Annotated in this window: 19 protein-coding genes; 8 read left to right on the forward strand and 11 right to left on the reverse strand. The window is 57.5% G+C overall.

Annotated elements, in window-relative coordinates; translation table 11 throughout:
- Window positions 1-23 precede the first annotated feature (23 nt).
- Both ACQK2Q_RS11815 and ACQK2Q_RS11820 read right to left on the reverse strand, forming a co-directional pair.
- Window positions 24-335, reverse strand: coding sequence for a hypothetical protein (locus tag ACQK2Q_RS11815; RefSeq protein ID WP_425409943.1), 312 nt, complete (start codon window positions 333-335; stop codon window positions 24-26).
- Between the two features lie 224 nt (window positions 336-559).
- Window positions 560-1,111: a helix-turn-helix transcriptional regulator gene (locus ACQK2Q_RS11820; RefSeq protein WP_425409944.1), complete on the reverse strand. Its 552-nt coding sequence runs from the start codon at window positions 1,109-1,111 to the stop codon at window positions 560-562.
- 129 nt (window positions 1,112-1,240) lie between these two features.
- Between ACQK2Q_RS11820 and ACQK2Q_RS11825 the strand changes: the two genes are divergently transcribed.
- Window positions 1,241-3,058 carry an ABC-F family ATP-binding cassette domain-containing protein gene (locus tag ACQK2Q_RS11825; protein ID WP_425409945.1) on the forward strand — a complete coding sequence of 606 codons (1,818 nt, stop codon included), beginning with the start codon at window positions 1,241-1,243 and terminating at the stop codon, window positions 3,056-3,058.
- Between the two features lie 2 nt (window positions 3,059-3,060).
- On the forward strand, window positions 3,061-3,534 hold the full coding sequence (locus tag ACQK2Q_RS11830) for a GFA family protein (RefSeq protein ID WP_425409946.1): 474 nt from the start codon (window positions 3,061-3,063) through the stop codon (window positions 3,532-3,534).
- Here ACQK2Q_RS11830 and ACQK2Q_RS11835 read toward each other — a convergent pair.
- Entirely contained in the window at window positions 3,531-3,911 is a 381-nt protein-coding gene (locus ACQK2Q_RS11835) for a VOC family protein (RefSeq protein WP_425409947.1), read from the reverse strand. The genes ACQK2Q_RS11830 and ACQK2Q_RS11835 overlap by 4 nt on opposite strands.
- 9 nt (window positions 3,912-3,920) lie before the next feature.
- Window positions 3,921-4,721 carry an acyl-CoA thioesterase gene (locus ACQK2Q_RS11840; RefSeq protein WP_425409948.1) on the reverse strand — a complete coding sequence of 267 codons (801 nt, stop codon included), beginning with the start codon at window positions 4,719-4,721 and terminating at the stop codon, window positions 3,921-3,923.
- A 197-nt stretch (window positions 4,722-4,918) separates the two neighbouring features.
- Between ACQK2Q_RS11840 and ACQK2Q_RS11845 the strand changes: the two genes are divergently transcribed.
- The 3 genes from ACQK2Q_RS11845 (at window position 4,919) to ACQK2Q_RS11855 (ending at window position 9,610) form a co-directional block, all read left to right on the forward strand.
- Entirely contained in the window at window positions 4,919-6,313 is a 1,395-nt protein-coding gene (locus tag ACQK2Q_RS11845; RefSeq protein WP_425409949.1) for a hypothetical protein, read from the forward strand.
- Between the two features lie 260 nt (window positions 6,314-6,573).
- Window positions 6,574-8,544 (forward strand): ribonucleoside-diphosphate reductase subunit alpha, encoded by a 1,971-nt coding sequence (locus ACQK2Q_RS11850; RefSeq protein WP_425409950.1) that lies wholly within the window; start codon window positions 6,574-6,576, stop codon window positions 8,542-8,544.
- Window positions 8,545-8,548: 4 nt separating this feature from the next.
- Window positions 8,549-9,610 (forward strand): hypothetical protein, encoded by a 1,062-nt coding sequence (locus ACQK2Q_RS11855; RefSeq protein ID WP_425409951.1) that lies wholly within the window; start codon window positions 8,549-8,551, stop codon window positions 9,608-9,610.
- 692 nt (window positions 9,611-10,302) lie between these two features.
- On the opposite strand, the gene ACQK2Q_RS11860 is transcribed toward ACQK2Q_RS11855, so the two are convergent.
- Window positions 10,303-10,677, reverse strand: a complete 375-nt coding sequence (locus tag ACQK2Q_RS11860) for a hypothetical protein (protein WP_425409952.1) — start codon at window positions 10,675-10,677, stop codon at window positions 10,303-10,305.
- A gap of 347 nt (window positions 10,678-11,024) precedes the next feature.
- Between ACQK2Q_RS11860 and ACQK2Q_RS11865 the strand changes: the two genes are divergently transcribed.
- Window positions 11,025-11,411 carry a DUF1304 domain-containing protein gene (locus ACQK2Q_RS11865; protein ID WP_425411157.1) on the forward strand — a complete coding sequence of 129 codons (387 nt, stop codon included), beginning with the start codon at window positions 11,025-11,027 and terminating at the stop codon, window positions 11,409-11,411.
- Window positions 11,412-11,535: 124 nt separating this feature from the next.
- Window positions 11,536-12,300, forward strand: a complete 765-nt coding sequence (locus ACQK2Q_RS11870; RefSeq protein ID WP_425409953.1) for a hypothetical protein — start codon at window positions 11,536-11,538, stop codon at window positions 12,298-12,300.
- A gap of 17 nt (window positions 12,301-12,317) precedes the next feature.
- Here the strand turns inward: ACQK2Q_RS11870 and ACQK2Q_RS11875 are convergent, their stop codons facing one another.
- The 5 genes from ACQK2Q_RS11875 to ACQK2Q_RS11895 form a co-directional block, all read right to left on the reverse strand.
- Complete coding sequence (locus ACQK2Q_RS11875; protein WP_425409954.1) at window positions 12,318-12,755, reverse strand: FKBP-type peptidyl-prolyl cis-trans isomerase; 438 nt, start codon at window positions 12,753-12,755, stop codon at window positions 12,318-12,320.
- A gap of 248 nt (window positions 12,756-13,003) precedes the next feature.
- On the reverse strand, window positions 13,004-13,933 hold the full coding sequence (locus tag ACQK2Q_RS11880) for a PLP-dependent cysteine synthase family protein (protein ID WP_425409955.1): 930 nt from the start codon (window positions 13,931-13,933) through the stop codon (window positions 13,004-13,006).
- Between the two features lie 399 nt (window positions 13,934-14,332).
- A complete protein-coding gene (locus tag ACQK2Q_RS11885) occupies window positions 14,333-14,758 on the reverse strand; it encodes a hypothetical protein (protein WP_425409956.1) in 426 nt (141 codons plus the stop codon).
- A gap of 124 nt (window positions 14,759-14,882) precedes the next feature.
- Window positions 14,883-17,411 carry a TonB-dependent receptor gene (locus ACQK2Q_RS11890; protein ID WP_425409957.1) on the reverse strand — a complete coding sequence of 843 codons (2,529 nt, stop codon included), beginning with the start codon at window positions 17,409-17,411 and terminating at the stop codon, window positions 14,883-14,885.
- Window positions 17,412-17,765: 354 nt separating this feature from the next.
- Window positions 17,766-18,935 carry a hybrid sensor histidine kinase/response regulator gene (locus tag ACQK2Q_RS11895; RefSeq protein ID WP_425409958.1) on the reverse strand — a complete coding sequence of 390 codons (1,170 nt, stop codon included), beginning with the start codon at window positions 18,933-18,935 and terminating at the stop codon, window positions 17,766-17,768.
- A 165-nt stretch (window positions 18,936-19,100) separates the two neighbouring features.
- On the opposite strand from ACQK2Q_RS11895, the gene ACQK2Q_RS11900 reads away from it, so the two are divergent.
- On the forward strand, window positions 19,101-21,854 hold the full coding sequence (locus ACQK2Q_RS11900) for an ATP-binding protein (protein ID WP_425409959.1): 2,754 nt from the start codon (window positions 19,101-19,103) through the stop codon (window positions 21,852-21,854).
- Window positions 21,855-21,876: 22 nt separating this feature from the next.
- Here ACQK2Q_RS11900 and ACQK2Q_RS11905 read toward each other — a convergent pair whose 3' ends face one another.
- Complete coding sequence (locus tag ACQK2Q_RS11905) at window positions 21,877-22,533, reverse strand: helix-turn-helix domain-containing protein (protein WP_425409960.1); 657 nt, start codon at window positions 22,531-22,533, stop codon at window positions 21,877-21,879.
- Window positions 22,534-22,636 lie beyond the last annotated feature (103 nt).

Consider the following 22,636-nt stretch of genomic DNA (forward strand, 5'->3'; position numbering starts at 1 on the left):
GAGAGCGGCGTAAAACAGAAGCGTTATCCAATACCAAGAATTGATAGCACCGCCTCCGAAGGCTTTCTCTTCGGTATGCCCCCCGTCGCCTGCATCACAGTGATTCCCGCCTCGACGGCTTTTGCATTCAGGACGTCGTGGGCGTTGCTCGTGACCTCGGCAAGATTGACCAGTGCGGCCTGAATATCCGCGTAGGCCTGCGTGCCTTGTGATGCATGAAGCTTGCCATCGACTCCTCTGGCGACGACGGCGCCGGCGGCCAGTGTGGCCGCAAGGCCCGCAATTTGCTTTTCAAATCGTAATAACGCCAACTGTTCCTTTCGGAGATCGCTCATTGTACCAGTCCTTATTATCTAGAGTTGTATAAATGGTGCGAAATACAACCATAGATGGATTTTTATGCGGTCTCCACCCTAAAATACAACCTGTGGGAGAAATTTTACTTTGAAGTCGGAAGAGGACAACTATGCGGCGAGGATAGGCCGCATGATGTGGCGCGTCGCCAAGCGGCGCGCGGGGGAGCTAAACCGGCAGGATTTAGCAGAGCCGGCGCGCGCTACTATCTTGACGGCGGACGACCGCTGGGCTCGTGATACAGCCGGGCTGCAAGTTCCGCCCCCCGGTCAAGCGCCGCCGGCGCAGGAACACCCCCGCACTCTTTCAGAATTTCTTCAAGCACTGGCCGCAGAGCTTGCTCAAGACGAGCCGGACCCTGACGAGTCGTGACCTTGGCGAGCGCTGAATAAGTATTCGCCACCGCTTCGGCGGCCACATCCATTGTTTCGGGCGGCGTTAAACGCGTGTCGCCGGGAAGAAAATGATTAATAACCACGGCGATAGCACACATTAATCGCTCATGATCCAACAGCGGTTCTTGCGAGCGCGGATCAAGGCTGATGATTTCAGCCGAGCCCGGCGCATCGCCGCCATAGAGCACGTCGAGGGTCACTGCGCCGCCTGTCGCCTCAACAATGCGCCGGGCAAGCGCTGGTTTCGGCGCCTGCATACCGTTGACAATACGATATAATGTTTGCCGGCTGGCCCCGATACGTTCGGCAAAATACTGAACGGGCTCTTCCAGTTCCGATAAATACTGCTTCAACGGGTGCATTCTTTTCCCGCTTGTTGCTTTGGGCCCACTCGCCTTAGGAAAAGGTGTCACAAAATCGGCAACATTGCGTTAAGCACAGCGCGTGTCCCATGCTCCCGTGTCAAGAGATCCTCAGGATAGATAAACTTTATGTCTGCGCTCCTCCTATCGCTTACAGGCGTCAATCTCACTGTCGGGAGTGAAGCCCTGTTTGTGAACGCCGCCATAACCGTGACGGAACGCGCGCGCATCGCGCTTGTCGGGCGCAATGGCTCCGGCAAATCAACACTGATGAAAATCGCCGCCGGGCTGGTCGAAGCGGACAGTGCGGAACGCTTTATTTATCCGGGCGCAACTGTGCGTTATCTGCCGCAGGAACCTGACGCGAGCGCATATGAGACGATTGGCGATTACGCCTGTGCGGGACTGGATGAAACCGGCGGGCGCCATCGCGCGCAGGCCATGCTGGACGAACTTGATCTCGATCCCGGCGCCTCGCCGCTGGGATTGTCCGGCGGAGAATTACGCCGCGCCGCGAACGTGCAGGCCCTCGCCAGCAGGCCGGACATCCTGCTGCTGGATGAACCCACGAACCACCTCGACTTGCCCGCCATCGCCTGGCTGGAAGAAAATCTGAGGCGCGCCTCGGCCGCTATTGTCGTCATCAGCCATGACCGGCGCTTTTTGCAGACCATCACCAACGACACCGTGTGGATTGATCGCGGCGAAGCGCGCGCGACCGGCAAGGGCTTCAAAGACTTTGAATCATGGCGCGATAAATTTTTTGAAGAGGAAGAACTGGCCTTCCACCAGCTCGGCCGCAAAATCGTGGCCGAAGAACGCTGGATGCGCTACGGCGTTACCGCGCGGCGCAAACGCAATATGCGCCGCGTCGGCGAGCTACAGTCATTGCGCAAGGAACTGCGCGACACGCGGCGCGCACAGGGCGCGGCGAATTTCACCATTCAATCCGGAGAGCGGTCAGGCAAGCGTGTAATCGTAGCTGAGGATATTGCAAAATCATTCGGTAAACGGAATATTGTCAAAGATTTCTCAATTGAAATTGCAAGAGGCGACCGCATCGGCGTGGTGGGTCCGAACGGGGCCGGCAAAACCACATTGATCAATATGCTCACCGGCGCAATGCAGCCGGATCATGGGCAGGTCACGCTTGGAGCCAATATTGAAATCGTCTCACTGGATCAGCGGCGAGAGTCGTTGCGGCCTGAGATGCGCGTTGCTGATGCTATTAACGATGGCGCTGGCGACTGGGTGACCATCAACGGCCATAAAAAACATGTGGCGACTTATCTCAAAGATTTCCTTTTTGAAGCAGAGCAGTGGCGCCAGCCCGTCATGGCGCTTTCCGGAGGCGAACGCGGACGCCTCGCGCTTGCCGCCGCCATGGCGCGCCCGTCAAATCTTCTCATCCTTGACGAGCCGACCAATGACCTAGACCTTGAAACCCTGGAAATGCTGGAGGAGCAGCTCGCCGCCTATGAGGGAACATTGCTGCTGATCAGTCACGACCGCGCATTTCTGGATAATTTGGTGACAAGCGTGATCGCCACTGATCCTGAAGGGGATGGCAAGTGGGTGCGGTACGCCGGCGGCTATGACGACATGCTCGCCCAGCGCGGCAGCGCGCCGGGTGCGGAAAAAATTCAATCCCGCGCAAAAGACAAGCCGAAAACCAGCACTGAAATGGGAAAGCCAAAGCGCGTTGCGAAAGAAAAACTTTCCTACAAGGAGCAGTTCGCGCTGGAAAAGCTACCCGGCGAGATCAGCAAACTGCAATCGCAAATTGCCGGCCTAAAAGAACAGTTGAACGACCCCACATTGTTTGAGCGGGACGCGAGACTTTTCGACAAGACGGCGAAAACACTCGCCGCTGCGGAAGACACGTTAGGCGCCAAGGAAGAAGAATGGCTGGAGCTGGAAATGAAAAGGGAAGCGCTGGAGGGCTGAACATGGAAAGTACTATCACGCCGCCATTGAAGGCTGCTTGCCGCTGCGGAAAATTACAGCTTTCGATGGATGCGCCGCCGCTGGCGACATGCGCCTGCCATTGCGCCGGTTGTCAGAAAATGGCGGCGAGTGCGTTTTCGCTGACTGCAATCTTTGCCGCCGACAGCTTTTCTCTGTCAGCAGGCAATCCGGTAATAGGCGGCATGCATGGCGGGCTTCGCCATTATTTCTGCGATTACTGCCTGAGCTGGACGTATACGCGTCCGGACGAATTTGATGGTTTTGTCAATGTTCGCACGACCATGCTTGAACACGCAGAGGATTTTCCACCCTTCATGGAAACCTGCACAAGTGAGAAACTATCATGGGCCCATACCGGCGCCGTTCGCAGCTTTGAGCAATTTCCCGGCGCAGACGAGTTGGATGTTCTGTTCCGGGATTATGCGGCGTGGCGTGTTGACGACAGCCGCGCCTAAACCGGCTGAATCAGATCCCACTTGTTGCCGTACAAATCGCGAAAAACCACAACACGGCCATAAGGTTCGTCACGCGGCGCCTCGATAAATTCAACGCCTGCCTGTTTCAATCGCTGATATGTTTCATCGAAATTGGCTGTATTGAGAAACATGGCCACGCGCCCGCCGGTCTGGTTACCGATAGCGGCGCGCTGCTCATTGCTCGCAGCTTTTGCCAGAAGGAGATCGGCGCCGTCTTCTCCTGGAGAAACGACGACCCACCGTTTTTCCGGCGTCACCGTTGAATTGTCTTTCAACGTGAAGCCCAGCACATCGCAGTAATACGCGATCGCCTCATCGTAATCGCCAATAACAAGCGTAACGAGCGCAAGCCGCATGCATAATCCTTAAACGAAGATCGCCACCGACTGACGGCCTGCGATGACAAGGTCGCCGTCGGAATTCCAGACCAGCATATCCTGGCTTGAATAACCTTCCGACGCATTCTCGCCGCGCGAGTGCAACAGCCACCAGCCGTCTTTCGATTTTGGCGACGCATTTAAAACATTCACCATCCAGGTCATGGAACTGATCGGCGCGAATTCCTTAAACATCGGGAAAACTGCCGGCGGCGGCATATCGGCGAGCGCCAGCAGCGCCACGAGACCCTCCGCGTCCGGATCTTCATGCCGGACCCAAAGATGAAACTCATGTTTATCAGAGCTAGAAACAGGGCGGTCGCCTTTCGCCAGACGCACGCCGAAATGTTCAGTGAAACTTCGCCCGCGCGGGCGCTCCTCCGCCGGCGGGAAGAAAGCTTCGCAGTCATCAGGACCCGGCGCATCAGCCGCCGGGGTAAAAGTCGCATCGAATACCGATTCCCGCCCGGCGCCGAAAGCAAAATTACAACGCGTTGCAATGCCAGCGTCAGACGCCAGTTCGGATTCGACAAAGGCGACCGATTTGCCGCGCCGCAGTAATTTCGCGCGCCCTTCAACATCGCCGCCCGCCGGCCCGATAAAGGAAACCAGCGCCGAACGCAGCGGCGGCAAATCCGGGAAAGACCGGCGCGCGGTTTCAAGACATAGCGCGGCGGAAAGCCCGCCATAGGTCGTGCGCCCCTGCATCCAGCCTTGCGGGATATTCACGGAAAAGACGCCGTTTTCGTAAGAAGCGCTTTTTATCAGCGATGTGAAGTTCATGCTCATTGCGCGTGAAATCTCCACGGGCGGCGCGGACAATTCAAGCCTCTCATGCAGCAGTAAATCCAAGGCGAAGTTGACGCAAAGCCGGGGACATTCCTCCAAAACCCGCCAAAACCGGGGACCGGAAAGGATTAACGCCTCCCGCTTTTTCGTTTACCATGACCCCCTTGGGCGGTGTGAAGCGCTGGGGGTTTGTACAAATGGCGGCTGGCGGGAAACATGAAAAGAGCGGCATGCTGGATGCGATGCGCGAGAGCGCACAAGCTGCGCTGAAACATCTTGCGCCAGCGCCGTCTTTGACCGCAGCGCCTGAAGACGCCGCCGCGGAAACACTTTCTTTCACCGATCCCACGCGAGCGCTGTTTCCAGGCGCCAATATGGGCGAGCGCCAGGCGGACGAACTCAGCTTTTCCCTTGATCAGCGGCTGGCCGGCAGCGCCGACAGCGTTGCGCGTCGTGAAGCCATGCTGGCCCAAGACGCCATGGATCTGAAAAACGTCAGCGATGCGCGCGCCGCCGGGGAAAAGAGCCTCACCATCTGGGGATTGCGCTTCTTGATCGGCGCGGCGTGGCTGGCGATCGGTTTCTGGCTCAACCAGACGGCGCTTTACGCGCGCGCCAATGATTTGCCCACCGCTTTTGCGGGCGTTCTTGTGGCCGACGCCGGCCCCCTCGCCTACGCCTTTGTCATCGCCGGCGCCGCCGGCGCAGGGTTTGCCGTTCTGATGATCGCTTATGTGTTTATCAGCGGCAATGCGACGAACACAAAGCTCCGCCGCCAGGCGGAACGGTTCGGCGACCGGCTGGCTCAGGAAGCGCGCGCGCTGACCGCCTCGCTCAAAACCTATCGCGACAAGGTTGTCTCCAGCGACAGCGGCGGCGGCGTTTCCGCGGCCAGCCAGGCGCATCTGGCCGCACTGGAAGCGGCGTATTTCTTCCGCAATATCGCCTTTCTGACGACGATCGACCATCGGGCCGCCGATGATTCCTATCGTAATTTCCTGCGGCGGTATTGCCCGCCGGGCGCCGGCTTTTCGTTTGCGGAAATGGTGCTGATGGGAATTTTCGGTTCGCTCGTTGGTCTTGCAGCAGGATGGAAAACGTTCCGCGCGGGCCCGGCCGAACCTGTCGAGACGGGCGCGCTCGCCATCATGCAATACCCTTGGGCGGCGCAGATTTTAGTGTTCGGCGGGCTCGCCTATCTTCTCACCGGGGTTGCAATCGAACTCCTCTCCGGAGCCATCGGCGCGCGCGAAATGACCGCGGCGCGCAAGGACGCGCTCGATTCCATGCGCAGCGCCTATACAGCACAGGAAGCGCCGCTCGAATCGGAAGTCGTCCGGCAGGTGGAGGATGTGGTGGCGATCCTCACCGCCCGGCTTGGCGGCAAGGCGCCGGGGAAAACGAATCAATCCGCCGCGTTCACCGGCGGCGAAGCCGAACCCGACTGGCGCCGCCGCGATTCGTCGGTGAAATTCGTCGAAACCGGCTTTACCGGCGCCCCGGAACGCTGGCGCACGGACGCCTATGCGAAAAAATTTGAAGCCGCGGACAGGCGCAAACCGGGAGCGAAACGAGAGCCGAAACGCCCGTAAAACCTGTCTTTGCGTTAATATTATAAGCGCACTTATTGCGCCTCGTTAAGACCTCTTTAACCAAAAACTTTTGCCCATCGACCAACTTCATATTGACGTTCCCGGCAGGGTCGATCACTATATCTTGTGTCGATGCAGACCATCGGCGATTCATAAAAGAAACGAAAAGCCGCGCCGGATGCGGCCCCTCAAGGCCACTCCGGAGCAAGGGAATTTGCGCGCCTGATTTCGGGCGCGAAAGGAAAAAAGACGGGGTAGCGATGTCGTTTTCAGAGGCCGCAAAATCTACGCAGAACGCCAATTTGGAGGCCGCGCGCCCCGAGCCGTCGCCCGCGCCTGCCCCGGCCGACCATATCGCTGACAAACCGGCCAAACCCGCCCTGAAACTGGTGCGCGACATTGAAATCGACCGCTCGCGCGACGCGCTGCTGACCGATTTCGGCAAGACCACCATGGAAGACCGTTATCTCCTGCCGGGCGAGTCGTTTCAGGACATGTTCGCCCGTGTGGCGCGCACCTATGGCGACGACGCCGACCACGCCCAGCGCATTTATGATTATATCTCGAAACTCTGGTTCATGCCGGCGACGCCTGTTCTCTCCAATGGCGGCGCCAATCGCGGCCTGCCGATTTCCTGCTTTCTGAACGGCGTCGGCGATTCGCTCGACAATATCGTCGACACCTGGAACGAAAATGTGGCGCTCGCCTCCAACGGCGGCGGCATCGGCACCTATTGGGGCAATGTCCGCTCCATCGGCGAGAAGGTGAAGCACGCCGGCGCGACCAGCGGCATCATTCCGTTCATCCGCGTGATGGATTCCCTGACGCTGGCGATCAGCCAGGGCTCGCTGCGCCGCGGCTCCGCCGCCTGCTATCTCGATGTGCACCATCCGGAAATCGAGGAGTTTCTCGAAATCCGCAAACCGTCCGGCGACTTCAACCGCAAATCGCTGAACCTGCATCACGGCGTCAACATCACCGACGCCTTCATGGAGGCGGTGCAGAACGATGAGGAATTCGGCCTGAAATCGCCGAAGACCGGCGAAGTGCTGCGCACGATCAGCGCCCGGAAATTATGGCAGAAAATCCTGGAAGTGCGCCTAGCCACCGGCGAGCCTTACCTCTTGTTCTCCGACACGGTGAACAAGCAGATGGCGAAACACCAGCGCGATCTGGGCCTGAAAGTCTCGACCTCCAATCTCTGCTCGGAGATTATGCTGCATACGGGCAAGGATCACCTCGGCGAGGAGCGCACAGCCGTTTGCTGCCTCTCTTCCGTCAACGCGGAAAAATACTGGGAATGGAAAGACGAGCCGCAATTTGTTGAGGACGTCATGCGTTTCCTCGACAATGTCCTGCAGGACTTTATCGACCGGGCGCCGGCCTCCATGGCGAAGGCGGTCTATTCCGCCAGGCGCGAGCGTTCCGTCGGACTCGGCCTTATGGGCTTCCACTCCTTCCTGCAGTCCATGAACATTCCGTTCGAGAGCGCCATGGCGAAATCATGGAACAACCGCCTGTTCAAACATATCCGCATGGGCGCCGACGCGGCCTCGGTCGCGCTCGCCGAAGAGCGGGGCGCCTGCCCCGACGCGGAGGAGCGCGGCGTCAAGCAGCGCTTCAGCCACAAAATGGCGATTGCGCCGACGGCCTCCATCTCCATCATCTGCGGCGGTTGCAGCCCATGCATCGAGCCGATCCCGGCAAACGTCTTCACGCACAAGACGCTGTCGGGCTCGTTCACGGTGAAAAACGCGGCGCTGAAGAAACTGCTGGCGGAAAAGGGTCAGGATACGGATGAAGTCTGGTCGTCCATCCTCGAACATGAGGGCTCGGTCCAGCATCTTGAGTTCCTCACGCCGGATGAAAAGGACGTCTACAAGACGGCGTTCGAACTGGACCAGCGCTGGGTGATCGAGCTTGCCGCCGACCGCACGCCTTACATCTGCCAGGGCCAGTCGGTGAACATCTTCCTGCCCGGCGACATCGATAAATGGGACCTGCACATGCTGCACTGGATGGCGTGGGAGAAAGGCTGCAAGTCGCTCTATTACTGCCGCTCGAAATCAATCCAGCGCGCAGGGTTTGCAGGCGGCACGAAAGCGGCGAACGACGCCGCCGCTGCGGACGCTATCGCCGAGGGCGGGAACGCGGCCGAGGCCGAAGGCGTCGAGCAGATGATGCAGGCCGCCGCCAAGACCGACTATGACGAGTGTCTGGCTTGTCAGTGAGTTCGTGAAATTACTAGGCATAAAAGATGAGTGCTGGTGCGGTTCGAAGAAACTCTTTCGAGACTGTCACAAAGCGCAAGTCTCACGCGAAGTAGATGAGATCATAGCAGTTTCCGCCATTTCGAACGCCATGAAACGATGGAAAAAATGCTATCATTGGGATGCCTCAGAGTCGTGCAAAGGTCGCCCCATCAGAGCCCATACAATCCAAAGACAAGGCGTACTCAGACATATATTAGACGAGAATCAGCATTGCTTATCATTTAAAGGGGCAAGCCACGATGAAAGCGACCTACCCGAATTAAAAGAAGTTGGATGGAGAAATGCTTCTGCATTTTTTGGATTCTGTCAGCATCATGACAAAATATTTGCCCCAATTGAAGAAGGAAATTTTGAAGTTACTGAAAAAAATCTCTTACTGGCAGCATTCCGTGTAGTTTCATTCGAATTGCATCAAAAAGAATCTTCACTCTCAGCAATAGAACAGTTCAAAGCCAAAAACCCTAGTATAAATAACGATCTGCAATTTCATGCTATGCTGAAGGTGCATCAGGAAGGGTTAGAAAATGCGTTAAAATATGCGCAGATGATTTCATCTGAGCTAAAAGGAGGAAAATCGCTCTTACGGCATGCTGTTATTGAAGTAGCGGGAACTGCAGAATTCCTCGCAGCAGGAACCCCATCGCCCGGTAAGTTAGGCGGCCCTCCAAGAATCGCGCCCATTGGTTCACCGCTTCCTCCAGACGGCTTTTTGTTTACCTCCGTTCATGAGCAAAAAAACGGCTACATTTGGTGCTTTTCTTATCCGCCAGATGATAAAATAGCTTCGGATTTCGTAAATTTTGTCGTCGATAAAGAAACCAAATTGGATGAAAGCATACTACCACATATTCTTAGTCAGTACTGTGAGCACACTTTCTTTTCTTGGAGTTGGTGGTCGGCACTAAATTACAACCAACGAACTTTTTTACGCATGGTTACTGCCGATCTTTTTGAAGAATTCGACCCTCACAAATTACAACCTATGCCATCACAAAGGACGGCGATAAAAGCGTATCATCTATAATATTAGCGCCTGCCAAAATGACGGTTATGGTTAGCTTCATCGCACTCCCCTAATGACGCCGGAAACGACGCAGGCTAAACTGCGCGCCCATGAACAACTCGATTTTCGAGTATGTGGGTAATCTCGACACACTGCTGTGGCGGTGGCGCTCGGCGCAATGCTCGCCACTACAGGCGCGCCTATTCAGGCCGCATAAACTGAAACATTGCTGTGACCCGGCACCCTCGCCGTCATTGTTATCATCATCGCCTCGCTGCATGGCGGCTTTTTCGTTTTGAACCGTTTGCTTTAAACTGTGTGGGTCCCGGCGTTCGCCGGAAGGACGATGGTTGCTGGTTACGCGCGCGCTCTCCACGCCGTCATTGCGGACTCCGGTTCAAAGCATGCTTTGAACCAATCCATAAACGTCTTTCCTGTTGTTGGAGTTAAGAATGGATCCCGGCTCGAAGGCCGGGATGACAGTGGTGTTAGATTCGCGATTAATCACTTCCTCCGCTCACCCCGGCGAAAGCCGGGGCCCAGTCACAAGAGACTCATGCCGGGCGGCGCCCGGTTTTATGCTTTTGCTGGTTTCCGGCGTTCGCCGGCACGGGCGGCGCATCGACAAGCGAACGCCGCGGCGCCTGATCGGCCCGCGGCGGCGCAAGATACGTACAGGGAAGAACCGGGCGGCGTCAGGCCGCGCCGTGCCCTCAAGGGCGGCAAGCAGCGCCGGTGCAGGCAGTCTGTGAGCGGCGCATTTTGTCGATCTGATCGCCTGTCCGTTTGGTCTGTTCGGCCTGACGGGTCCACTGATCTACAGTGGCGCAAACGCGCTTTTTAAACCGCGTACCGGTCTTGGCCTGCATGCGGCAAACGATCCTGTCGCCGTCAGCTTCCGCCATTTTCTGCTCTTCCGCGGCGCCCTCTTCTTCCACGACCGTCTCTTCTTCCGGCGCGGCAGCGGTTTCAGTCATCTCCGATTCGGGCTCCGGCGCGGCGGCGACATTTGTCGAGCTTTGATTTTGCGTTGCACAACCCGCTGCGGCGCAGATAATCCCAATCGCCGCCAATTTGAACAGTTTCATCACTTCACTCCGCAATTCGAACAAACAAAAATAAACTTGCCGAAAACCTACTTGAAGGCCTTTTACACGTCAATGAACCGGGTCCGTTCGCCCATACGCATTAACAAATCCGATGCCATAATTGCTTTTTTGCTGTTGACCGGTTGCGCAGCAAAGCCGAGACGTAACGGGCGGCGCAGCGCGCTTACGCCAACCTCTTTGCGTAACCTTTCCGTAAACCGAATGATTGCAATCCCGTCAGGGCAAGGAACGTAAAAATTCGCGTCCTTAACCCTGAAACGCCGCTTTCTTCATGCGCTGTGTCTTGATACGCTGGAACGCGCCACCCGTTCAGGAGGTCTCATATGCTGAGAATCTTCGCTGCTATCGCCGTACTGATTGTCGCCGCGCTGCATGTGGCTTTTCTCGTGCTGGAAATGTTTTTGTGGCAGACTGAGACCGGCCGCGCGGTCACCGGCTATTCAGTGGAAGAAGCCGCGTTCACATCTGTTCTCGCCGCCAATCAGGGGCTTTATAACGGCTTTCTCGCCGCGGGGCTCTTATGGGGCCTCATGGCGGGCAAACGCGGTGTACAGATATTCTTTTTACTGTGCGTCGTTACCGCCGGACTATACGGCGCCTGGAGCGCGGATTCCTCAACCATCCTGATGGCGCAGGCGATCCCCGGCGCGCTCGCGTTGATCCTGACCGCGCTTGCGGGCAAGCCCGGGACCAGCGCTAAAATCGAGCTCTAAATAGCGGCGGCGGGGTTTACGCTCGTGAATGACGCGGCGCCTTTACCGTGACGAGACCGGCGACACGCTGAAAAGCGTAAGCCCCCGCGTTTTAACACATGAAACTGATTTTCCGGAGGTACAGATGAATTTTTTTGTAAAATGCCTCGCGGTGTTGTTCACCGCATACGCGCTCGTCACCGCGCCGGCGGCGGCTGAACCCACCGACGTCACCGTGCGGGTGATCGCCAAGGGTGCAAAGTTCATCGGCGATTCAATGGGCGGCGTGCGGATCGTTCTGCGCGACGCCGCGACTGGCGCAATCCTCGCCGAGGGAGTCACGACCGGCGGCACGGGCGACACGAATAAAATCATGCGCGAGGGGATCGACCGCTACGGCGCACGCTGGACCCCGGGGGCCGCCGCCTTCAATGCGCGGCTCGATATTGACGCGCCCGTCAAGATCCGGGTTGAAGCCACAGGCCCCCTCGCCCAGCCGCAATCGGCGCTTACCGTGACAAGTGAACAATGGGTCGTTCCCGGCCATCCGGTGACCGGCGGCGACGCCTGGCTATTGGAAATGCCGGGTTTCGCCGTCGATATACTGACGCCGGCGGCGCATTCCTCCGCCGACGGAGAAATCACCATCGCCGCCAATGTTGTGATGATGTGCGGGTGCCCCGTCACGCCCGGCGGACTTTGGAACGCCGACGCCTATGACATCAAAGCCATGATCTATCGAAACGGCGAACAGGTTGACGAAGTCACGCTGGAGTACGCCGGCGAGGCGAGCCAGTTTAAGGCAATGTTTTTCCCGAAAGACAACGGCGCCTATCAGATTATCGTCGTCGCTTTTGATGAAGCGAGCGGCAACACCGGCCTTGACCGGACGAGCGTTCTCGTCAGATGAGAAAGGGCGGTCCTGCTCTAGGCGGCTTCCTTGATCTCCACCAGCGTCAGGCCGAAATGCAGATCCTCGCCGGCCAGCGGATGATTGCCGTCGGCGGTGATGTTTTTTTCACCCACTTCCGTGATCACAAGATTGACGGTGGTCCCGTCCTGCTGTTTCGCCGACAACGTCATGCCCGGCTGCGGCGGCTGGTCCTGCGGCAGCTGATCGCGAGGAAGCTGCACCACCATTTCCTCGCGGCGCGGGCCAAAGGCGTTGGCGCTTTCGATGGTCACGGCTTTTTCCGCCCCGACTTCCATGCCTTCAAGCGCGGCTTCGATGGCGGGAAAAATCTCCGCCTTGCCGAGCGTCAGCGTCTGCGGGCCCGCCTGTTCGGTGCCGCCCACAACGCGTCCGTCGCCGGTGCGGACAGTATAATCGATGACGACCGTGTCGCCTTGCTTTGCATTCGTCATGAAAATTCCTTTTTGGTCTGCTGATTATTTTATTTGCGCTACTGTTTATAGTGCGCTGCTGCTTTTGTTCGCTGTTGGGCGGCCGCCGCATATATGCGGGGAAAACCGCAGCGCAGGGGCGCGCGAACAGATCTTCGCCGGCCGCATCCTTGCCGGCGCCGTTTACCGGCTTTCGCAGGTTGTCTCACCGACGCTCGCCGACAGACCTCGCAAACGCCGGGCGCGCGGTCAAGGCGCCGCCGGACGCCCTAGAAATATTTCATGCCCGTATCGCATAAAATGGTGACTATTGTGGGATCGTCGCCAAGTCGGCCCGACGCGATCAGCTTGGCGCTCGCGCAGACATTGGCTGCAGCGCTGTATCCGACGAATACGCCTTCCCTGGCGCCGAGCGCGCGCCGCCAGCTTTCCGCCTCGTCGTCGGAGACGGCAAGGCTCTCGTCCATCAGATTCATATCGAACAGGTCTGGAATATGCGCGTAGCCGGCGCCCTGAATGACGTGTTTCGGTTTTACTATCGTCTTGCCCGCCAAGGGCTCGGCGCCTTCCGGTTCGACGGCGGAGACGACGATCGCCAGGTTCTGCTCTTTTAAATATCGCCCGGCGCCGATCAGCGTCGCGCCGGTGCCGACCATCATCACGTAAGCGTCAACCTTGCCGCCAGTCTGATTCCAGATTTCAGGCCCGGTGCTTTCATAATGCGCGGCAAAGCATGCTCTGTTTCGCCATTGGTCCACATAATAAGCGCCGGTCTCTTCAGCGCGCGCTGAAGCAAACGCCTGCGCCGATGCGATGTCTTCTCCGGTAACCTTGCCGGGTTCGCCTGAAACTTGCGGCACACGGATTACTGTCGCGCCGAAGGCTTCCATGACTTTCGCCCGCGCAATCGAATTGCCTTCCGACATCACAGCCGTAAAAGGGTGACCGTATTGCGCGCAGGCGACCGCGAGCCCGGCGCCCATATTGCCGCTTGTCATTTCAATAACAGCGCCGCCCGGCTTCAACGCGCCGGTCGCAAGCGCTGTTTTTATAGCCCATCGGCCGTTACGGTCTTTCATGCTGCCGCCGGGCTGCATAAATTCGCATTTGCCGAGAATGCGTCCCGGGCCTTCATAAACCCGCCGTAAATCGATCAGCGGCGTTTGCGCCACAAGGCTGGCGGCGTCCGGATAACGCATGTCGGATTATGCTCCCCTGTTATTGATCGGCGCGCGAAAGCGATCCATTTGCAGCGATAAATTCGGTTATGATCACAGCGGCGAATGCGGCGCAAGCGCTTGCGCAGTTTTCTGACGGGTTAAGCGCGCGAACCTTTTGGCGCGCGCATTTAGGCCCGCGGCCGCAAAAACAGGCTTGAAATCGCCAGTCCGGAATTCACCGCGATAAATGTGATCAGTACGATCTCCAGAACGCCCATGGTCTCTCTCCCCGGCCAAAGCGTTTCAACGATCTGGTCATTGGGTGCGGCTTTGGTGGTGGAAATGGGGCGGCCCGGCGCCGGGACAAGGGTTATCTATAACGCATGTCGCTGAAAGGGGGCGATTGTGCGGCGAATGGTTTTTCGTTGCGCGGGCCGGCTATTTTGTGCCGGGCTCCATGACTTTCAGCCCTACGCGGCCGAGATCAGCAAGCATGACGAACATGCCGACAGCGACGCCGCGGTGCACCGTTCCTGTCAATTGGTAGACGTCATATGCGAAGTTTCCGAGCGCGCCCATAATCAGCAACCGTGCGATGAACGTCGCGGTGAAATTGACCGATTTGGCGGCTAGTCTTTTTTTTCGTTCTTCGGGCGTTTCGTCGATGCCGCGCGGACGCATGCGGCTGAGATCGGGTTCGAGAGTCGCCGGCCGCTCCGCTACGACATTGCCGCCTGACGCTGTTACAGCCTGCGCGGCGCTGACGCCGCCTGCCAGGCTTGACAGCCTGTCCGCGCTGATCGCGAACGCCGCCTGATTTTGTTTCCCGCCAAACGCCATCGCGCCCGCCCCGCTCTCATTCATTGCGCCTTAACTTTGCAGGAACAGGCATTCTCATCCGCTTACAAAAAAGCTTTGAATTTTACGGACATAAAAAAACAGGCGGTCCGAAGACCGCCCGTTTTCATCCCCTTCTACGCGTCCGGCGTTAGAAAGACTTGCGTACTGTTACGCCATAAGTGCGCGGCGGATTGAGATAGCCGGAGAAGCTGCCCGGCTGAATAACCGTCGGAAACGCACTCAGGAGATACTGGTCGTCCGTCGCGTTGCGAACCCATCCCATCACTTCAAAGCCGTTTTCCCACTCAAGACCCGCGCTGACATTCAGCACGTTGACTTCGCGAGAGGCTACCGCTGCGGCAACGTTATCGACAACCTGCGTCGAACTCTCGAAAAGATATTCGGCGCGAAGATAGCCCTCGAGCGTATCCGCGAAATTATGCGTATACGTCGCAGACGTTGAAACGCTCCACGGATGGATGCCGGCGGGCCGGAAGCCGGACGCGTCGAACGTGGCGGCGCCGGCGGCGCAAGCAGGAATCGTCACGCCTGCAAAGGTGGAGCAAGGGGCGTTCGAAAACGAGTCGTATTCCGGATCCAGATAGGTCACGCCCAAAGTGAAGGCGAGCGGATCAACCGGAGAATACGCCGCGTCAATTTCAAAACCGCGAACCGATTGCTCTTCAGCATTCGCAAGCACAAAGCCTGTGCCGATGAACAGGTTGGACTGGAAGCCATCGATGGTCTGGTCGAACAGCGCCACGTTGAAGTATCCACGGTCGAAACTTGCTTTCAGGCCGATCTCAAAGAGTTCAACGTCTTCCGGATTGGCTTCGCGGCCAAATCCGGTAACCGGGTCAGGCGGACGCGAGTCGGAAGACATGTTCACAGCGCCAGCTTTCCAACCGGTTGAGTATGAGAAGTACGTGCTGAAACTGTCAGTCCAGTCGTATGTGATCCGCGCCGCGTATGTGATTTCGTCATCCGACAGCCGGCCGTCATCCAGCGGGTCGGCCGGGTTCGGCACCGGCACGGGAACAGGCAGGAACTGCAGCGGCGCTAGCGCTAGCGCTGAGTTACAGGCTGGCGGCGGATTCATCGGCGAACATGGCGTGGTGCTGATCGCCGACGCTGCGGCGACTGCGCCGGCGAACATCGGATTTGCGAGGTTCATCGGCGTTGGCGGCTGACCCGTCAGAGTCTGGAATGCGCCGCCGAAGCCGACCTGTACAAGGTCAACATTGTAGAATGGCTCATTGTTGACCTCATCGAACCGGTAATCCTTTTCGTCGTTGATATAGGCAACGCCGCCGGAAAGCGTCAGGCGATCCGTCAAATGCAGGTCTACCTGACCGAAAAGAGAATAGGACTGGTTATCGAGATAATAATCGCCGAAATAACCGCCGCCTGGCTGCAGGAATGTTCCCGGCGGAAGCATCAATGCGCTTTCCAGACCTGAGATGCCGCCCATGGCGAGAACGCCGTCAAGATAGGCGCGCGTATGCACGCCGGAAATGACATCGCGGCTCAGGAACACTTCTTCATCAAAGAAAAATGCGCCAATCAGCCAGTCCAGCGTATTATCGCCAGTTGAAGCCAGGCGAATTTCCTGTGTGAAGGTTTCATAATCCCGGGATTGCGGGTTCAAAACGATGTCCGCTGCGCTGAAATCGGCGTCGGTCGCGCTGTCGTCGCTTTGTTCGCGATATGCGGTGATCGAGGTTAATTGCGCAAAGCCGAGATCCCAGTCCGCCTGCAAGGAAACGCCCTTGCCCACAAGCTCGTTTGACGGTGCGGTGTTAAACGCAACATCATAGTTTGTGTCGCCCGCGGGATCGATGGTCAAACCGAGGCCGAATGGCGCAGGAGCGCCAATGGCTTGTGTCGCCGGACCGTTCAGAAGCTGGATCGCGCCGCAGCATTCTTCGTCAATTTTATTATAGTCGCCGATCAAACGGAACGAGAGCGTTTCCGTAGGCTCGAACAACAATTCTGCGCGCGTAGACCAGCGGCTGCGTTCGTTCGTGTCGTCGCCGGTGACGATATTCGTATAATAGCCGTCACGCTGGTTAATGCTGCCCGATACGCGAAATGCGAGCGTCTCGCTGATGGGGCCTGTAAGCGTTCCCGCAAACAGAATTTGATCATAGTTGCCGTAAGACGCCTCGACGCTGCCGCCAAGTTCATATTCAGGCGATTTCGTCGTGATACTGATGGCGCCGGCGGACACGTTTTTACCGAACAGGGTAGACTGTGGACCGCGCAAAATCTCAACCCGCTCAAGCGTAGGAAGGTCGAGGATCGCCGCCGCCGAGCGTGAACGGTAAACACCGTCAATAAAAACGCCGACCGATGATTCAATTCCGGGGTTATTCGCACCGTTGCCGAACCCGCGAATGACGAAATTCGTCTGCGAGGAATTCTGCAATTGCGTCACGCGCAGGGAAGGAACCGAAAATTGCAGATCGAGAAGATCTTGCACCTGCGCCTTTTCAATCACCTCCGCATCGACAACGCTCACCGCAATCGGCACTTCCTGAAGGGTTTGCGGGCGCTTTGTGGCTGTAACGACGATCGTGTCAGATTGCGCCGCAACGTTTCCGGCGCTGAAAGCGCATGCCGCAACGCCCGACAAAAGCAATTTTGTCAACGTGCGGTTTGAGTTGTTTTGTGTCATATTAGACCCCTGAATTTGCCCCTCCCTGATCGGGGCTGGTGATTTGCCGGCCGTTGGGAAAATCGGCCGAACTTTCGACTTCACTATTTGCTCACACCTTCGCTTGCGTCCAGTACAAGGTTGAGGCGAAGCTGCGCTCCGTTGCGCTGCGTTACAAAATTACAACAAACTTTACGCTACATCAGAATTGCTGCGCCGCACACTAAACTTTGGCGTTGCTTAAAAATGAGCGTGATAGATCAATAATCGGTTAACGAAAAACGGCGGGCCCGCCCCTCTTGCCGCCGTGGTAATTTACGCTCGCATAATGGACGCCGAGTGATGGCGGCGGCTGGCGGTTTGCCGCGTCGGCGCTCAGGCGACTTTACCTTGCGAGAGGTTGCGCGACGCCGCTGTGGGAATTGCGCGGACACGGCTCGCCGGCAGGGAAAAAATTGCCTTTGTGCCGGCGCCCACTTTGGAATCGAGCCTGAAGCTTCCCTGATGCGCCGCCGCTATCGCCTGCACAAGCGGCAAGCCGAGCCCAAGTCCCTCGCGGGAGCGGCGTATGGACATATCGAGTTGTGCAAACGGCGCGCAAACCTGAGCCAGCTTATCCGCTTCAATGCCCGGCCCGTTGTCTTTGACGATGATGACCACCGCGCCGCCGCGCGTCAGCGTCGCGCCGACGAAAATCTTGGCGTTTTTGGAGGAAAATTTAACGGCGTTATCGATGAGTTTTCGAATGGCGCGGCTGACAAGCGTCCGGTCGCACGTCACCTCTATGTCCTGATCGGCCGGCCGTGATTCCAGCGCTGCGCCCGCCAGGTTCAAGGTATTTTTCATCTCGGCAACCGCGTCGTCGATAAGCGCGTTCAAGCATACGTCCGCTTCATTGATCGTAATCGGGCCTGACCGCGCGTCGGAGGCCAGCAGCATATCGGAGACCGAACTCAAAAGACGTTTACCGCTGTCGATGATATACGCCGAATATTCCTGGTGAACGGGATCATTATTCTGTTTGAACTGCTCGCCGATAATCTGCCCGAATCCGATAATTGCATTGAGGGGCGTGCGCAGCTCATGGCTCATCACGGACATCAGGCTGTCTTTAAATCTCGCCCCCGCCTCCGCCTGATCGCGCGCGGCCTGCAACGCCTTGCGGTCTTCGCTCGCCCGCAGCACGAATTTCACGGCATGGTTGAACAATGACCAGTTGATCGGTTTGGCCAGAAAAGACGTCGCTCCGGCCGCAAAGGCCCGGTCCACCGCATCGCTCTGATCGCTGGCGGTGATCACCATGACGGGAATGGCGCTGATGGACGGATCGCTGCGAATGGCGCTGGTTAACTCGAACCCGTTCATCACGGGCATGTCCAGATCGGAAACGACAAGGTCAATATCCCGCTGCTTGAGAAGCGTCAGCGCCTCACGGCCGTTTTCGGCGGAAACAACGGCATATCCGGCCTCAGCCAGCTTCGCGCCCGCCAGTTCCCGCATCACGGGATCGTCGTCGGCAAGTACGATGGTCGCAGCGTTCGTCAATTCAGAATTCTCCCGCTTACAGGCCGATTGTCAGGCCGGCCCGCAGAACAGAATAAAGACAAATTTGATTAACAGGGGCTTTCCAGCGCAGGGAGTGAAATCAAATTTCAAACAATTGCGTCCATAGTTCTAATAAAGTTTTGTTTACTTGTTCAGATGCGGCGGATGACCGGGCAGAAAAAATCATTACGCAGCCGTCTTACGACGCTTGTCGTTGTCGCGATTTTTGGCGCGGTCGCCATCGTGACCGCGTCATCCGTCTGGCGTGAAATGGCGCAGTATGGGGATGCAAAACGCGCCGAGCTTTTTGCCTCCGCCAACGTATTCGCCTCGGCGATTTCGGAACATGTCAACAACAAGGATAAATCTTCGACCCTCAATGCGCTGAAGGCCATTTCCTATATTTCCTCGATTGAGTATGTCCGCGTGGACGGCCCTGACGGCGCGCCGTTTGTCGAGCTGGGCAGCGCCACCGCACTGGTCACAGATGACGACGCAAGGCTGTTTCCAGAGCATTCCGCGCTCGACATGCTTATGTCCAGCTCCACCTCGACGTCGGTGGACATCGTTCGCGGCGGCGAGACGGTCGGCGCCCTGACGCTTTACGCCGATACAGGCTCGCTATCTGACCGAATTGGATTGCTGCTGTACGACGCGCTGGTGGCCGCAATTTTCGCCGGCGGCATCGGCGTGCTGATCGCCTTGAAGATGCAGCGCGCAATCACGGAGCCGATCCTTTCACTGGCGCGCGTCATGGGACGGGTGCGCGAACAGGGAGACTTCAGCACGCGCGCCGCAAAAACCGGCGATGATGAAACAGCGCAGCTTGTCGATACGTTTAACACCATGCTCGATCACATTCAGGAGCGCGACAGCAAGCTGCAGGCCCATCAGCGCAACCTGACGCAAACGGTGGAAATGCGAACCTCGGAATTGCGTCTCGCCAAAGAGTCGGCGGAAGCCGCGAATATGGCCAAGTCTGATTTCCTCGCCACCATGAGCCACGAAATTCGCACGCCCATGAACGGCATGCTGGCGATGGCTGACCTGTTGAGCAAGGCGAGACTGGCGCCGCAACAAAAACGATACGCAGAAGTCATCGCAAAATCGGGTCAGAGCCTTCTCGCTATCATCAACGACATTCTCGACTTTTCCAAGATTGAAGCAGGCCGGCTTGAGCTTGAGACAATTGCTATCCAGCCTGCGGTCATCGTTGATGATGTTGTCAGCCTGTTCTGGGAGCGCGCGGCGGAAAAAGGCATCGATCTCGCGGCTTATGTGGCGCCGGACACGCCCGAAGAAATTGAAGGCGATCCGGTGCGGATCAATCAGGTTCTCTCCAACCTCGTCAATAACGCTTTGAAATTCACCGAAAACGGCCACGTTACGGTCGCAGTTAAACGCAAAAAACAAGAGGGCGCGGGCGACGGCGCAAACTGCATCATCGAGTTTTCCGTCACAGACACGGGCGTCGGCATTGAGCAGGACAAACAGGCGGCGATATTCGAAGCCTTCTCCCAGGCCGATCAGACGACAACCAGAAAGTTTGGCGGCACCGGTCTCGGCCTCGCTATCAGCAGACGGCTTATCGAAGCCATGCGCGGACAGATTGGGCTGACCAGCAAGCCGAATAAAGGGTCACGCTTTTTCTTCACAATTCCCGTAACGGCCCTAAAGCCGCCCGCAGCCATTCGGCGCGTGCAGGAGGAAAAACGTGCGCTCGTTGCCATCGATGGGGACGCGACGCCGAAAATGCTGGCGCAGTATGTCCGCGAAACGGGGATCATTCCTTCTGTCGTCAGCGCCAGCGAAAATTTCGGGCCGCATATCGCTTACGCTGATATGATATTCGCCTCGGTTGAATTTTTTGAAGCCTATCAGGAAGCGATCAGCAAGGGTAACGCACAGTGGATTCCCGCGCGGATCTGTGTTTGCGAGCTTGGCGATGACCGGCCTGAGGGCCTGCTCGAAAGCGGGGTTGTAGAAGACCTGCTGATGGCGCCCCTGTCGCGCAAGGATGTGATGGAACAGATTGACCGCATCCTGGACGACAAGATGCGCGGGATGGCGGCGCTGCAGGAAGAGCTCAGCGACGCGCCGTCCCAGGTCGCCTTTACAGGTCAGCATATACTCGCCGCTGACGACAGTGCGGTAAACCGTGAAGTCGTGCACGAAGCGTTGAAGCGGCTCAACCTGAAGGTCACGCTCGCCAAAGACGGACGCGAAGCCGTGCATCACGCGCAGGCACGTCATTACGATCTCATCCTGATGGACTGCTCGATGCCGGAAATGGATGGCTTCGAGGCCACGCAGGCTATCCGCGCGCTCGAAAAACAGGCCGGACGCGCGCGCACGCCGATCATCGCGTTGACTGCGCATGTCTCAGATAAACAGGACCGCTGGCGCGAGGCGGGCATGGATGAATATCTGACCAAACCGTTTACGCTGGATTCGCTTGCCGCAATGCTGGCCGGGTTTTTGAAACTCGCCCCGGAATCCGCGGCGCCGGGACTGGAAAAACCAAAGACAGCGGCGCGTGAAGAAAAACCGCAGCAGCATTCATTCGATCAATCCGTTTTGCAGCAGATCGCCGAAATGCAGTCGGCGGGCTCCAATCTGCCTCTTCGCGCGCTGACCTTGTTTAATGAACATTCACGCGACGCCATGCGCACCCTTATCGAAAGCCTGAAGTCAAGAAACAGCGAAAAGATTGCCAGGGCCGCGCACGCCCTAAAATCAATGAGCGTTAATGTCGGCGCACGGAATTTAGGCGCAGCCTGCGGGAATCTCGAAGCCGAAGCGCGCGCCGATGCTTCAATCGAGTCCCTGTCAGCCTTGTGCAAGATTGTCGTATTGGAGTTTCGCACGGCGCATGCGGAATTGCCGGCGCTCATGAAAACCTATGAGAAGGCGGCGTAGCGAGGCGCGCAATGCGCCTTGCCTAGTGAATGCGAATAGAAACCCGAACACAACCGATGATTTTTACGGCGCCCGACATGATCGTGCTTGGGAAGTCCCGCTCGTTTGACGCCGGTTCAAGGCGCGCCGGAGAAGCCCGGTAACGGCGCAACATTGGCGCATCGCCAACCTGCGCCAGACAAAAGTCTCCATCTTCCGGCGCGCGATCATCGTAGTCGACGATGACCACTGTATCGGGCAGGAACGCTTGGTTGACCGCCGCATCATTTATAAAAACGGCAAACAGTTTCGATGCGCCGAGCGTGACCGGAAGATAGTCTTCCGCAAAAGCATGCGGGTCGATTGACGGGTCTTTGGCGATCAGCGTCGCCGTGCGCAGACTTATCACCGGCACATGCCGGACCGGTCTTCGGATATAGGCTGCGGCGGCGTGTTTATCGCTCTCCGTCATCGAGCGATCGCCGGCGGCGAGCCAATCCAGCGGCGCCCCCAGCGCGTCCGCCAGCTTGGCGAGCGTTAATCGTCGCGGATCGTGTATGCCGCTTTCCCAGTTTGCGATGGCCGGCTGACTGACGCCTACGCGTAAGGCGAGATCTGACTGGCTGAGCCCTTTTGCTTTGCGCGCCTGGCGAATACGGTCACCGATGGACCGGGCGGCGATGGCGAATGACGATTCCAAATCTTCCTCCCGAAACTATACGATAAACTTATATTTATCTGATAGATCGCGCTATAAAATTCTGCAGCAGAGAACAAAACGTGTGCTGAGAACGGGTTATGTT

This window comes from Hyphococcus sp., from assembly GCF_965228385.1.
GTDB lineage: Bacteria > Pseudomonadota > Alphaproteobacteria > Caulobacterales > Parvularculaceae > Hyphococcus.